Below are 13,101 nucleotides of genomic sequence, written 5' to 3'. Positions count from 1 at the left end.
AGAAGTACATTTTGTACTTCTACCGTTTTTTTTTTTTTATTCCCTGGGTTTTTTCACCAATTTTTCATTTTTGCATAGGATAAAGAGTAACTTGAGGAGAGGGTGAAAAAAATGGATAACAACATTTTTAGTAACATTGAAAAAGAGGCGAAAGTGAATAAAGAAGATATTTTTAAATTAGCATCATCTGTACAAAATGCGAACTTGCGTGATGAGCAAGTGCTTCGTCAATTGATTCATCAAGTTGCTCTAATGGCAGGACGTGAAGTGCCGAAAGAGCAAGAGGATCAAATTGTAAAAGCTATCATTAACAATAATATGCCAGCGGATTTTGGTTCGTTAAGTAAAATGTTTAAAAAATAAATTATGAGAAACAAAGAGTTTAGAGAATGCATATGATAGTCATGAAAGAATGGGAATAGAGCTGGTAAGGGCATATTTGGTCAACCGAAGCACATCATTTCGTGCTTCGGTTTTATTATTTTAAATAAATTTCATCAATTCACGGCAAAATGATGAAATTTATTTGTTTAAAGATTTTAATTTGTTAAAATAGTATAAAAATAGATTGAAAGTAAAGGGGTGTATATATGTCGGAAGGGCTTATGAAAATGTGGTTTGCTTTAGGGGCAATTGGATTTATGTTTCTTGCAGTAAGTTTTATTTTATTAAGTAGGCATAAAATGAAGAATAAAATTTTGAAAGGGATTACAGCTTTAGTAGCGTACACCCTCATGATTGTATCTGGAATTATTATTTTCCTTGTTGTATTTAGTGGCCCTATTGAGCAGTAGAGGATGTGTAGTCTGTAAATGTTACAAAAGGAACAGTCCATACTAGCGGGAAAAGGTGATTACCAGTGAAAAAAATCCATATTATTTTAATATTTTGTTGCATAAGCATTTTGACAGGGTGTATGTATCCGGGAGAAAATATGAAACAAAACGCTATTCCTTATGAAGATCAGTTACAAGTTGTTCAAAAAGCTATTACTACATACAAGGAACAAACGAATGGTTTATTGCCAATTAAGACGCGTGATATGAGTACGCCGATTTATCAAAAATATCCAATTGATTTTCAAAAAATTGCTCCGAGATACATACAAGAGGCACCAGGGAATGCGTATGAAAGTGGGGGAGTGTATCAATATGTATTAATAGATGTTGAAACAAATCCGACAGTAAAGTTAATTGATGTTAGGATGGCGGAACAAATTCAAGAAGTAGCATTAAAGTTAAGGATGTATCGTGATGAACATCAATATCCACCTTTTAAAAAAGTGATTACAGATGGTGTTTATGAATTAGATTTCAAAAAACTAGGATATAAAGAGGTACCTCAAGTGACAAGTCCGTACTCTGGAAAAAGTCTCCCTCTTGTAATCAATGAAAAAGGAGAATTGTTTGTTGATTATAGAATCGATTTATATGAAGCGCTGAAAAAAAATGAAGGGCAATTTAAAGAAGGGGAAGATATCCGGAAAATACTACTAAAAGATTCCCCGTTTGTCCCTGCATATTCTTTACCTTACACAGTGGAAAATGGCGAACCAATTTTTTTAAAATCATAAGTCATGAACCTTTCTTTTAGTGAATAAGTTCTAGAAGAAAGGTTTTTTATGTTATACAACTTGCGATGCAAACAAAAGGTATTTTTAAATAGTCATATGAAATTGGACAAAATTATATGATATATTGTCCGAACTTCTAGAATACCATTATATTATATCAGATATTATAGGCAACGTTAGAGAAGGTATTAGTTGACTATAAACGTGGAATTATTCCCAAAAATATTGAGGGAGGGAATCACTTGGAAAAGGTAGATATTTTTAAAGATATTGCGGAACGCACAGGCGGTGATATTTATTTTGGAGTTGTAGGAGCTGTTCGAACAGGGAAATCAACATTTATAAAAAAATTTATGGAACTTGTTGTTATTCCGAATATTGAAAATGAGTCAGACCGTCAAAGAGCGCAGGATGAATTGCCTCAAAGTGCTGCTGGTCGTACAATAATGACGACGGAACCGAAGTTTGTTCCAAACCAAGCGGTTTCTATTGAAGTAGATGAAGGTCTTGAAGTGAATATTCGATTAGTAGATTGTGTTGGGTATACGGTTCCAGGAGCAAAAGGCTATGAAGATGAGAATGGTCCACGCATGATTAATACTCCTTGGTATGAAGAGCCTATTCCATTCCATGAAGCTGCAGAAATCGGAACACGTAAAGTAATTCAAGAGCATTCAACAATTGGTGTCGTTATTACAACAGATGGAACAATTGGTGAAATTCCAAGAAGAGATTATATAGAGGCAGAAGAACGCGTTGTAAATGAGTTAAAAGAAGTAGGAAAGCCTTTCATTATGATTATCAATACTGTACAGCCGTATCATCCAGATACAGAGCAGTTACGTCAAAGTTTATCAGAAGAATATGATATTCCAGTAATTGCGATGAGTGTAGAGAGTTTAAGAGAAACAGATGTGTATAATGTACTTCGGGAAGCGTTATTTGAGTTCCCGGTCTTAGAAGTGAATGTAAACCTTCCAAGCTGGGTAATGGTGCTAAATGAAGGACATTGGTTACGCCAAAGTTATCAGGAAGCAGTTCAAGAGACTGTAAAGGATATAAAACGTCTTCGTGATGTGGACCGTGTCGTTTGGCAGTTTAGTCAATATGAATTTATTGATCGAGCAAGTCTAGCTGGCATCGATATGGGGCAAGGTGTGGCGGAGATTGATTTATATGCGCCAGATGAATTGTATGATCAAATTTTAAAAGAAGTAGTAGGAGTAGAAATTCGAGGGAAAGATCATTTATTGAAGCTTATGCTCGATTTATCTCATGCGAAAACAGAGTATGACCAAGTTGCGGATGCCCTGCGTATGGTAAAGCAAACCGGATATGGAGTAGCAGCGCCTGCATTAGCTGATATGAGCTTAGATGAGCCGGAAATTATTCGTCACGGTTCCAGGTTCGGTGTTAAATTAAAAGCGGTTGCGCCGTCTATTCATATGATTAAAGTGGATGTAGAATCAACATTTGAACCGATTATCGGTACTGAAAAACAAAGTGAAGAACTAGTTCGTTATTTGATGCAAGATTTTGAAGATGATCCGCTATCAATTTGGAATTCTGATATATTTGGGCGCTCTCTTAGCTCGATTGTTAGAGAGGGCATTCAAGCGAAATTATCTCTAATGCCAGAAAATGCGCGTTATAAATTGAAAGAAACGCTAGAAAGAATTATTAATGAAGGGTCTGGCGGATTGATTGCGATTATATTATAAGAAAAAATCCCTCTAATTGTAGAGGGATTTTTTTATTTTGGAGTATGTAATAGTAAAATAAACAGTTATTATCTAATACTTTGTTGTAAATTGTCAAGTTTCATCAGATTTTCACATTTTAAGAGTAACAATTTCCTTAAAAATATTGAATTATAAAGGAGAATCGTATAATATAGGCGTTGATAATGATTTATCTACATCTTTGTAGTATAGAATTTGCAAAAATTGCCTACAAATGAAAGTAAGACTCATTTTATGATCATTATACAGTCTTATCTTTGGGAGGAGGTGAATGGCATGAACAAGACAGATTTAATCAATGCTGTTGCAGAAGCAAGTTCCCTTTCTAAAAAGGACGCAACAAAAGCAGTGGACGCTGTTTTTGATTCTATCTTAGAAGCTTTAAAACAAGGTGATAAAGTACAACTTATCGGATTCGGTAACTTCGAAGTTCGTGAGCGTGCGGCTCGTAAAGGTCGTAACCCACAAACAGGTGAGGAGATTGAAATCGCTGCAAGTAAAGTACCTGCATTCAAACCTGGTAAAGCGTTAAAAGATGCGGTTAAATAATCCTTACATATTAACAGGGAAGAAGAGGTTCCTTTTTGGAAACTCTTCTTTTTGCTTTTAAAAACATAAATATGCTAGAATGTGTTCGTATCACTTTTAGGTTTTTCGGGAGGGCTAGCGGATGGCAAAAGTTAATTTAGAACAAATTGAACAAGCAGTACGTCTTATTTTAGAGGCAATCGGAGACGACCCAAATCGCGAGGGAGTACTGGATACACCAAAGCGTGTTGCGAAAATGTACGCAGAAGTATTCTCAGGGATGCATGAGGATCCAAAAGAGCATTTACACAAAGTATTCGGAGAAGATCACGAAGAGCTTGTACTAGTAAAAGATATACCATTCTATTCGATGTGTGAGCATCATCTTGTTCCTTTTTATGGAGTTGCTCACGTTGCATATATTCCGCAAGGTGGAAAAGTAACGGGACTAAGTAAATTAGCTCGTACTGTAGACACAATTGCACGTCGTCCGCAACTACAAGAACGTATTACATCAACAGTAGCTAACTCTATTATGGAAGTACTAGAGCCGCACGGTGTAATGGTAGTAGTAGAAGCAGAGCATATGTGTATGACGATGCGTGGTGTGAAAAAGCCTGGTGCAAAAACAGTAACGACTGCAGTGCGCGGCGTGTTAGAAAATGATGCAGCAGCACGTAGTGAAATTTTATCGTTTATTAAGACGAAGTAAAGAAAAGCGGGAAACTGCTTTTCTTTTTTTTATATGCAAAAAAATGATATAGTTTTAGTATGAAAGAGCAAGAATATAAAGGTTGAAAATTATTTCTGCCTTTTGTGCAAATGAATGTTTGTAGTTGTTAGTGATGAAGATGATTCGTATGAATGAAAGTTGAGGCTGCATTCGGTGACAGTTTGGCAGAAGTAGCCAAGTTTTGATTATAGAAAATAGAATGTATGTGTTATAATAAATTTTATGAATTAGAAAACAAGGGTGATTTTTTGTGTGTGACATCTACGGAGGGTATGCTGGTATTAAAGAGAAATTGATGGAGAAATTACGCCATCCTTATTTTATAAACTATATTGAAGAACCATTTATTGATGAAGAAAAAATAGCGCTGTTATACGGTGCATTAAAGGATGCAAATATACATAAAGAACAAATTGATCATTATGTAGTAACGATTATGCTTGTACAAATTGCTCTTGATACACATGAAAAAGTATCAAATAAAGCAAACGAAGAGACGAGTGGATTTCATAAGCGTCGTCAATTGACAGTGCTTGCAGGCGATTATTATAGTGGTCTATACTATTACTTATTGTCAATGAATTGTGATATTATCTTAATTCGCGCACTTGCTGAAGGAATTAAGGAGATTAATGAGCATAAAATTATGCTATATCAAAAAGCCCATGTGACGATTCAAGACATAATGGAAAGTGTAGTAATAATTGAATCTGCGCTGTTGCAAAAAACATGTGATCATTTTCATTTATCCAATTGGAAACCATATATAACTTATGTATTAGGAAAAAATCGTCTTCAAAAAGAGTGTCAATTGTATGCTGATAAACAAAATTCACCTGTTTTTCAAGCGGTTCAAAAAATCTCATTGGATGATGATAAAAATCTGGAAACAGTTATTAATGAATGGCTTATGGAAATGAAAAAGCAGGAAGAAAAATTTTTAGAGAATCATACAGAAGTTAATGAAATAATTTCTATGTTAAGAGATAAATCAAGGACATAAGCAACTTTACATTGGAAGAAGGTACGAGCATGCAACAATCAAAAGAAGAAAGAGTACATGACGTATTTGAGAAAATTTCTGATAAATACGATGTGATGAATTCTGTAATTAGTTTTCAAAGGCATAAGGTATGGCGCAAAGAAACGATGAAAATTATGGATGTGAAACCTGGGAGTAAGGCACTCGATGTTTGCTGCGGAACAGCTGATTGGACAATTGCGCTAGCAGGAGCTGTAGGGGGAAATGGAAAGGTTTACGGTTTAGACTTTAGCGAAAATATGCTAGCTGTCGGTAAACAAAAGGTAGAAGCTTTAGAATTAAAGCAAGTAGAACTTATGCATGGAAATGCAATGGAACTTCCTTTTGAAGATAATACGTTTGATTATGTAACGATTGGTTTTGGGCTACGTAACGTTCCGGATTACATGCAAGTATTAAAAGAAATGACGCGTGTAGTAAAGCCTGGTGGAAAAGTAATTTGCTTAGAAACGTCTCAACCAACAATGATTGGTTTTCGACAAGGGTATGTCTTATACTTTAAATATATCATGCCGTTGTTTGGAAAGATATTTGCAAAAAGTTATAAAGAATATTCATGGCTTCAGGAATCCGCTAGTACATTCCCAGGGATGAAAGAGTTAGCGAGTATGTTTGAAGAAGCTGGGCTTAAGAATGTGAAAGTGAAACCATTTACTTTTGGTGTAGCAGCTATGCATTTAGGTGTTAAACCAGAATCAAAATAGAAAAAAGACGTTTTAGGTTAAGGTGAACAATATGAAGTTACAACTTATGTACTCTTTTTTACGATCGGATATTAATGTTATAGAAAAAGAATTGAAGAAGACAGTTGCTTCTGAGCAGCCGTTAGTAGAAGAAGCGGCATTACAGCTTATTGAAGCAGGTGGGAAGCGGATTCGCCCTGTTTTTGTTTTGCTTGCAGGGAAATTTGGGGATTATAAGTTAGATGCAATTAAGCATGTTGCGGTTGCATTAGAACTTATTCATATGGCTTCTCTTGTTCACGATGATGTTATAGATGCTGCGTTTTTACGACGCGGTAGCGCAACAGTGAATGCGAAATGGGGAGATCGTATTGCAATGTATACAGGAGACTACTTGTTTGCGAAGTCTCTTGAATGTATAACGAATATAGAAATTCCAGATGCACACCAGGCACTATCTCATACAATTTTAGAAGTTTGTAAAGGTGAAATCGAACAAATTAAAGATAAGTATAACTATGATCAAAATTTAAGAACGTATTTAAGAAGGATAAAACGAAAAACAGCATTATTAATCGCCGCGAGTTGTCAGTTAGGAGCGATTGCTGCTGGTGCTAATCGTGATACTGTAAATCGTCTATTTTGGTATGGATATTTTGTTGGTATGTCTTATCAAATTATTGATGATATTTTAGATTTCGTATCGACAGAAGAGAAGCTTGGAAAGCCTGCTGGTGGTGATTTATTACAAGGTAACATTACATTACCTGTTTTGTATGCCATGGAAGATCCTGTTCTTCGTCAGAAAATTAAATCTGTGCATGAAAATACAACAGCAAGTGAAATGAAAGAAATTATTAATGATATTAAAGCGAGCGAAGCTATTGATAAAGCATTTTCGTTTAGTGAACGTTATTTACATAAAGCATTAGAAATAATAAAACCACTCCCTCGTGGACAGGCGAAGTATGCGTTGCAAAATGTCGCAAAGTATATTGGAAAACGAAAATTTTAGTGTTTTTTCTAAAAAATAAAATAATCTCTCTATTTCAAAACTATTGCACAATTGTGATAAGGGTGTTAATATGTGTGTGGGGATATACAATTACATACATAATTCAGAAGTGGAGAGATTTTTTATGGAAAAAACATTTCTAATGGTAAAACCAGACGGTGTACAACGTGCCTTCATTGGGGAAATTGTAGCTCGTTTTGAGAAAAAGGGCTTTCAATTAGTTGGTGCAAAATTAATGCAAGTTACTCCGGAAATTGCTGAACAACACTACGGTGAGCATAAAGAAAGACCTTTCTTTGGTGAATTAGTAGACTTTATTACATCTGGCCCTGTATTCGCAATGGTATGGCAAGGTGAAAATGTAGTAGATACAGCGCGCAATATGATGGGTAAAACACGCCCACATGAAGCTGATATGGGAACAATTCGCGGAGATTTCGGTGTAACTGTTGCGAAAAACATTATCCACGGTTCGGATTCTTTAGAAAGTGCAGAGCGCGAGATTGCTATTTTCTTTAAGGAAGAAGAATTGGTAGACTACTCAAAATTAATGAATCAATGGATTTACTAATTATTTTAAAATAATTTGTAAACGCTTTAATAACTGTGATAATAGTAAAAAGTGCAAGAAGAATAGGGGTATTCTTCTTGCACTTTTTTTATTTTGATTTGTTACGAAGTTAGGACTGTTATGATATATTGGTATGTAAAGTAAAAGGTATAACGTTATGAAAATGATGAAAGATACCATTGCTACTTTATGTAGCGGGATAAATACATATGTGAAAAGAGGAATAACGTATGCGATATATTACAGCTGGTGAATCCCACGGTCCGCAACTTACGACAATTTTAGAAGGTGTTCCGGCAGGATTATCTTTAGTAGCGAATGATATAAATGAAGAATTAGCTAGAAGACAAAAAGGATATGGACGCGGTAGACGCATGCAAATTGAGAAAGACCAAGTGCAAATTGTAAGTGGTGTTAGGCATGGGAAGACGATGGGATCCCCAATTGCACTTGTTGTTGAAAATCGTGATTTCACCCATTGGACAAAGGTTATGGGCGCAGAGCCGTTAACTGAGCAGGAAGAGAAAGAAATGAAAAGGCAAGTTACGAAACCTAGACCTGGACACGCAGATTTAAATGGTGCGATTAAATATGGTCATAGAGATATGAGAAATGTATTAGAGCGTTCTTCAGCACGTGAAACGACAGTTCGTGTTGCAGCTGGTGCAGTTGCAAAAAGGATATTAGCAGAATTAGGTATACAAGTAGCGGGACATGTTATCGAAATTGGTGGTGTACAGGCAGAAAATATTACGTATAACTCTATTGAGGAATTACAAAGTACTACAGAAGCATCTCCTGTACGTTGTTTAGATGAAAAGGTCGGTAAAAAGATGATGCAAGCAATTGATGATGCGAAGGCAAATGGTGATTCTATCGGCGGTATTGTTGAAGTAGTTGTAGAAGGTATGCCAATTGGAGTAGGTAGCTATGTACATTATGATAGAAAATTAGATGCAAAATTAGCAGCGGCAATTATGAGTATTAACGCTTTTAAAGGTGTTGAAATTGGAATTGGTTTTGAAGCTGCGCATAGACCTGGAAGTGAAGTGCATGATGAAATCCTTTGGGATGAAGTGCAAGGGTACAGAAGAAAAACGAACAATGCAGGTGGAGTAGAAGGTGGTATGACAACTGGTATGCCGGTTATTGTGCGTGGTGTGATGAAACCGATACCGACATTATATAAACCGCTTCAAAGTATTGATATTGATACGAAAGAACCTTTTACAGCGAGTATTGAACGTTCAGATAGTTGTGCAGTACCGGCAGCTAGCGTTGTGGCTGAAGCTGTTGTCGCTTGGGAGCTCGCGACAGTTTTAATTGAACAATTTGGATTGGATCGTATCGATCTTATACGTGAAAATATTGAGAAACATAATGAATATGCGAGGGGATTTTAATGGAGAACATACATATTCAAACGAAATCAAAAGAATATGATGTACATGTTGGAAAAGAAGCGTTGTCACATTTAACAACGTTTATTCAAAAGATGAATCCTGCTGTATCTAACATAATGATCATTTCTGATGAAGCTGTTTCATCACTACATTTACAGACAGTTGTTGATGCATTACAAGTAGAGCAGGACGTGTTTTCGTTTGTTGTACCGAGTGGCGAAAAAGAGAAGTCTTTTGAAAATTTTTATGCGGCTCACACTTCGGCTCTTGAAAATAAATTAGATAGAAATTCTTTAATTATCGCACTTGGAGGCGGAATGATTGGAGATTTGGCTGGCTTTGTTGCCGCGTCGTTTATGCGTGGTATTCGCTTTGTCCAAGTTCCAACGACTTTATTAGCTCACGATAGTGCAGTAGGCGGGAAAGTAGCAATTAATCATCCACTAGGAAAAAATATGATTGGAGCGTTTCATCAGCCAGAAGCTGTTGTATATCATACGCCATTTTTGCATTCACTTCCTGAAAAAGAGTGGAGATCAGGTTATGCAGAAGTGATAAAGCATGCTCTTATTGGTGATGTAAAGCTATATCATTGGTTAAAAGAAGAAGTGCAAACATTAACGGATCTTCGTGATGAAAAATTAATTCACATATTAACGAAGGCGATTCCTGTGAAAGCGAACATTGTGTCACAAGACGAAACAGAAAAAGGTGTACGTGCCCATTTGAATTTTGGGCATACGTTAGGACATGCTCTTGAAAAAGAGTTAGGGTATGGAAATATTACTCACGGTGATGGAGTAGCGGTTGGTATGTTATTTGCTATATTTTTAAGTGAGCAAGTGTACAAGGTTGATCTTGCTTATGAAGAGATGAAGCAGTGGTTCTTGAAATACGGCTATCCAAAGATGCCAAGTGATTTGAATGTAGAGCGCCTCGTTCAACTGATGAAACAAGATAAGAAAGCGAATGCAGGAACAATTCATATGGTACTTATGCAGGAATATGGGGTAGTGAATGTCGTATCTATTTCAGATGAGACTGTTCATATTGCGTTAAAAGCATTTCAAAAGGATATGGTCTAGAAAAGTTGTAGAATAGGTATGAAATGCATATGTAGAGGTATTCTCGTAATGGTGACGGTTATGATTAAAGATGACAGTAAGGAATTATAAATCATATCAATGACTGGGGGAAGAAAAGTGAGAGTAAAAGAGCAATTGTTAACTTTGAGAGCATATGTACCTGGGAAAAATATTGAAGAAGTAAAAAGAGAATATGGATTGTCAAAAATTGTGAAGTTAGCGTCGAATGAAAATCCATTTGGCTGCTCTGCGCGTGTGACAGAAGCATTAACTTCGTTAGCCAATCAATATGCACTCTATCCGGATGGGGCGGCTTTTGAACTTCGGGAGAAAGTAGCAGAGCATTTAGGTGTAAAAGCGGAACAACTTTTATTTGGTAGTGGGCTAGATGAAGTCATTCAAATGATTAGTCGTGCTTTGCTCCATAATGGAACAAATGTTGTAATGGCGAACCCTACGTTCTCGCAATATCATCACCATGCTGTTATTGAAGGAGCGGAAGTTCGTGAAGTACCACTTAAAGAAGGTATTCACGATTTAGATGCGATGTTGCAACAAGTAGATGACAAAACGAAGATTGTATGGATTTGTAATCCGAATAACCCGACAGGTACATATGTAGAAAAACAAAAATTACTTTCATTTTTAGAATCAGTTCCAAAGTCAGTGCTCGTTATTATGGACGAAGCATATTATGAATATGCTGGGGCAGAAGATTATCCGCAAACATTGCCTCTTCTTGAAAAATACGAAAATCTTATGGTGCTACGCACATTCTCAAAAGCATATGGATTAGCTGCTTTTCGTATTGGATATGCGATTGGGGATGCAAAGCTTATAGGGCAGCTAGAGGTAGCGAGACTGCCATTTAACACATCAACTATCGCCCAAGCAGTAGCATTAGCGGCAATAGAAGATCAACAGTTTTTACAAGAGTGCGTGAAGAAAAATGCCGAAGGGTTAAATCAATATTATGCATTTTGTAAGGAATATAACGTATTCTACTATCCATCCCAAACGAATTTTATTTTCTTGAAGCTCGGTATACCTGGTAATGAAGCTTTCGAACGATTAATGAAAAAAGGATATATCGTTCGTTCTGGTGCTGCATTTGGTATACATGATGGTATTCGTATTACTGTTGGGCTTAAAGAAGAAAATGCTGAGATTATTGAGTTGCTTACGGAACTTGTAAAAGAACAAGTGAAAAAAGAAGAAACGTATTCTTAATAAATAGTGAAGGCTCCTAGTATAGGAGTCTTTTTTATTTGAACTGTAATAAGGGGAGTTGTTTGCACGTTCAAGAAAGAAAACGTTACAATAGAAGTAGACGTATAAGAAGGACTATTGTACATATAACTTATTTAAAATGTGAGGAGGATACATTTTGAAACTAGTAGGACGAAAAAATAGTTTGAATGGAAAAATTGTTGTTCCAGGAGATAAATCTATTTCGCATCGCTCTGTTATGTTTGGGGCGATAGCAGAAGGGACGACGAAAGTATCAAATTTTTTATTAGGAGAAGATTGTTTAAGTACAATTGCATGTTTTCAAAAACTAGGTGTCAAGATTGAACAGAGTGGTAACGATGTCACGATTTACGGTAAAGGATTACATAATTTACAAGAACCGAAAGAAGTATTAGATGTGGGGAATTCAGGGACGACTATTCGTCTTATGCTTGGGATTTTAGCTAATACGCCGTTCTATAGTACGATAATCGGTGATGCATCAATTGGAAAACGTCCTATGAAACGTGTTACAGACCCGCTTAGTAAGATGAACGCTCAAATTGATGGTAGAGAAAATGGACAATATACACCTTTATCTATTCGTGGTGGAAAGGTGAAAGGTATGCATTACGATTCACCAGTAGCAAGTGCACAAGTGAAATCGGCAGTTTTACTTGCAGGTTTGCAAGGAGAAGGTGTAACTACAGTAACAGAGCCTATGCAGTCTCGTGATCATACAGAGAGGATGTTACGTGCATTCGGTTGTACAGTAGATGTTAATGAACGTACCGTGTCATTACAAGGTGGCCAACAACTTAAAGGGACAGACATAGAAGTTCCAGGAGATATTTCTTCGGCTGCATTTTTCTTAGTAGCTGGTGCAATTGTCCAAAAAAGTAAGCTTGTATTGGAAAATGTCGGTTTAAATCCAACGCGAACAGGGATTTTAGATGTTTTAACAAAGATGGGTGCACTTATTTCTATCGATAATATTAGAAACGAAGAGTTTGAACCGTGCGGGGATATTACGATTGAAACATCGAAACTAAAAGGAATAGAGATTGGTGGATCGCTTATTCCAAGGTTAATTGATGAAATTCCTGTAATTGCTTTATTGGCAACGCAGGCAGAAGGAATTACTGTTATTAAAGACGCTGAGGAGTTAAAAGTAAAAGAAACAAACCGTATCGATACTGTTGTAGATGAATTAGGCAAATTAGGTGCGAAAATTGAAGCTACACCAGATGGTATGATTATATATGGTAAACAAAATTTAAAAGGAAATGCTGTTAATAGTCACGGCGATCATCGTATTGGGATGATGCTAGCAATCGCATCTTGTATTATAGATGGAGAAGTAAAAATAGAGAATAGCGATGCGGTCTCTGTATCGTATCCGAACTTTTTTGAACAATTAGCTGCGCTATAAGAGAAAGTATAGGAAGAGGCAGTTCACTCAAAAGGTTGCGTTCTTACACCTAGTTGCTTATGAT

The 13,101-nt window shown here is 36.3% G+C and carries 14 protein-coding genes; all 14 read left to right on the top strand.

Translation table 11 applies throughout. The features are described from left to right. Positions 1-111 precede the first annotated feature (111 nt). The 14 genes from BAU27_RS03745 to aroA all read left to right on the top strand — a co-directional run bounded on the left by BAU27_RS03745 (position 112) and on the right by aroA (position 13,037). Positions 112-363, top strand: a complete 252-nt coding sequence (locus BAU27_RS03745; protein ID WP_000369757.1) for a stage VI sporulation protein F — start codon at positions 112-114, stop codon at positions 361-363. A gap of 227 nt (positions 364-590) precedes the next feature. Further along, the gene (locus BAU27_RS03740) at positions 591-794 is read left to right on the top strand and encodes a DUF2768 domain-containing protein (protein WP_001289003.1); all 204 of its coding nucleotides are present in this window, start codon (positions 591-593) and stop codon (positions 792-794) included. A gap of 65 nt (positions 795-859) precedes the next feature. Next, complete coding sequence (locus BAU27_RS03735) at positions 860-1,573, top strand: hypothetical protein (protein ID WP_071770143.1); 714 nt, start codon at positions 860-862, stop codon at positions 1,571-1,573. Positions 1,574-1,815: 242 nt separating this feature from the next. Next, a complete protein-coding gene (spoIVA, locus tag BAU27_RS03730) occupies positions 1,816-3,294 on the top strand; it encodes a stage IV sporulation protein A (RefSeq protein ID WP_000416521.1) in 1,479 nt (492 codons plus the stop codon). 297 nt (positions 3,295-3,591) lie between these two features. Continuing rightward, positions 3,592-3,864 (top strand): HU family DNA-binding protein, encoded by a 273-nt coding sequence (locus tag BAU27_RS03725; RefSeq protein WP_001043860.1) that lies wholly within the window; start codon positions 3,592-3,594, stop codon positions 3,862-3,864. A 121-nt stretch (positions 3,865-3,985) separates the two neighbouring features. Beyond that, positions 3,986-4,555 carry a GTP cyclohydrolase I FolE gene (folE, locus tag BAU27_RS03720; RefSeq protein ID WP_071744906.1) on the top strand — a complete coding sequence of 190 codons (570 nt, stop codon included), beginning with the start codon at positions 3,986-3,988 and terminating at the stop codon, positions 4,553-4,555. Positions 4,556-4,826: 271 nt separating this feature from the next. Further along, positions 4,827-5,579, top strand: coding sequence for a heptaprenyl diphosphate synthase component 1 (locus tag BAU27_RS03715; protein ID WP_000332838.1), 753 nt, complete (start codon positions 4,827-4,829; stop codon positions 5,577-5,579). Between the two features lie 29 nt (positions 5,580-5,608). Beyond that, positions 5,609-6,322 carry a demethylmenaquinone methyltransferase gene (locus tag BAU27_RS03710; protein WP_071770142.1) on the top strand — a complete coding sequence of 238 codons (714 nt, stop codon included), beginning with the start codon at positions 5,609-5,611 and terminating at the stop codon, positions 6,320-6,322. Positions 6,323-6,353: 31 nt separating this feature from the next. Then, entirely contained in the window at positions 6,354-7,316 is a 963-nt protein-coding gene (gene hepT / locus BAU27_RS03705) for a heptaprenyl diphosphate synthase component II (RefSeq protein ID WP_071770141.1), read from the top strand. Positions 7,317-7,440: 124 nt separating this feature from the next. Continuing rightward, positions 7,441-7,887: a nucleoside-diphosphate kinase gene (gene ndk / locus BAU27_RS03700; RefSeq protein ID WP_002064527.1), complete on the top strand. Its 447-nt coding sequence runs from the start codon at positions 7,441-7,443 to the stop codon at positions 7,885-7,887. A 230-nt stretch (positions 7,888-8,117) separates the two neighbouring features. After that, positions 8,118-9,290 carry a chorismate synthase gene (gene aroC / locus BAU27_RS03695; RefSeq protein WP_071770140.1) on the top strand — a complete coding sequence of 391 codons (1,173 nt, stop codon included), beginning with the start codon at positions 8,118-8,120 and terminating at the stop codon, positions 9,288-9,290. Continuing rightward, positions 9,290-10,375 carry a 3-dehydroquinate synthase gene (aroB, locus tag BAU27_RS03690; RefSeq protein ID WP_071744910.1) on the top strand — a complete coding sequence of 362 codons (1,086 nt, stop codon included), beginning with the start codon at positions 9,290-9,292 and terminating at the stop codon, positions 10,373-10,375. Before aroC ends, aroB begins: the two co-directional genes overlap by 1 nt. A gap of 117 nt (positions 10,376-10,492) precedes the next feature. Beyond that, the gene (gene hisC / locus BAU27_RS03685) at positions 10,493-11,605 is read left to right on the top strand and encodes a histidinol-phosphate transaminase (RefSeq protein ID WP_071744911.1); all 1,113 of its coding nucleotides are present in this window, start codon (positions 10,493-10,495) and stop codon (positions 11,603-11,605) included. A 157-nt stretch (positions 11,606-11,762) separates the two neighbouring features. Beyond that, positions 11,763-13,037, top strand: a complete 1,275-nt coding sequence (gene aroA / locus BAU27_RS03680; protein WP_071770139.1) for a 3-phosphoshikimate 1-carboxyvinyltransferase — start codon at positions 11,763-11,765, stop codon at positions 13,035-13,037. The last annotated feature ends 64 nt before the right edge of the window (positions 13,038-13,101 follow it).

Source organism: Bacillus sp. NH11B, assembly GCF_001884205.1.
GTDB classification, from domain to species: Bacteria; Bacillota; Bacilli; order Bacillales; family Bacillaceae_G; genus Bacillus_A; species Bacillus_A proteolyticus.
This window is presented reverse-complemented; position numbering and strand designations above follow the sequence as displayed.

Excerpts from the sequence above, each read along its gene's own strand:
- BAU27_RS03745 (WP_000369757.1), top strand. The coding sequence starts at position 112 with ATGGATAACAACATTTTTAGTAACATTGAAAAAGAGGCGAAAGTGAAT.
- BAU27_RS03740 (WP_001289003.1), top strand. The coding sequence starts at position 591 with ATGTCGGAAGGGCTTATGAAAATGTGGTTTGCTTTAGGGGCAATTGGA.
- BAU27_RS03725 (WP_001043860.1), top strand. The coding sequence starts at position 3,592 with ATGAACAAGACAGATTTAATCAATGCTGTTGCAGAAGCAAGTTCCCTT.
- folE (WP_071744906.1), top strand. The coding sequence starts at position 3,986 with ATGGCAAAAGTTAATTTAGAACAAATTGAACAAGCAGTACGTCTTATT.
- BAU27_RS03710 (WP_071770142.1), top strand. The coding sequence starts at position 5,609 with ATGCAACAATCAAAAGAAGAAAGAGTACATGACGTATTTGAGAAAATT.
- hepT (WP_071770141.1), top strand. The coding sequence starts at position 6,354 with ATGAAGTTACAACTTATGTACTCTTTTTTACGATCGGATATTAATGTT.
- ndk (WP_002064527.1), top strand. The coding sequence starts at position 7,441 with ATGGAAAAAACATTTCTAATGGTAAAACCAGACGGTGTACAACGTGCC.
- aroC (WP_071770140.1), top strand. The coding sequence starts at position 8,118 with ATGCGATATATTACAGCTGGTGAATCCCACGGTCCGCAACTTACGACA.
- aroB (WP_071744910.1), top strand. The coding sequence starts at position 9,290 with ATGGAGAACATACATATTCAAACGAAATCAAAAGAATATGATGTACAT.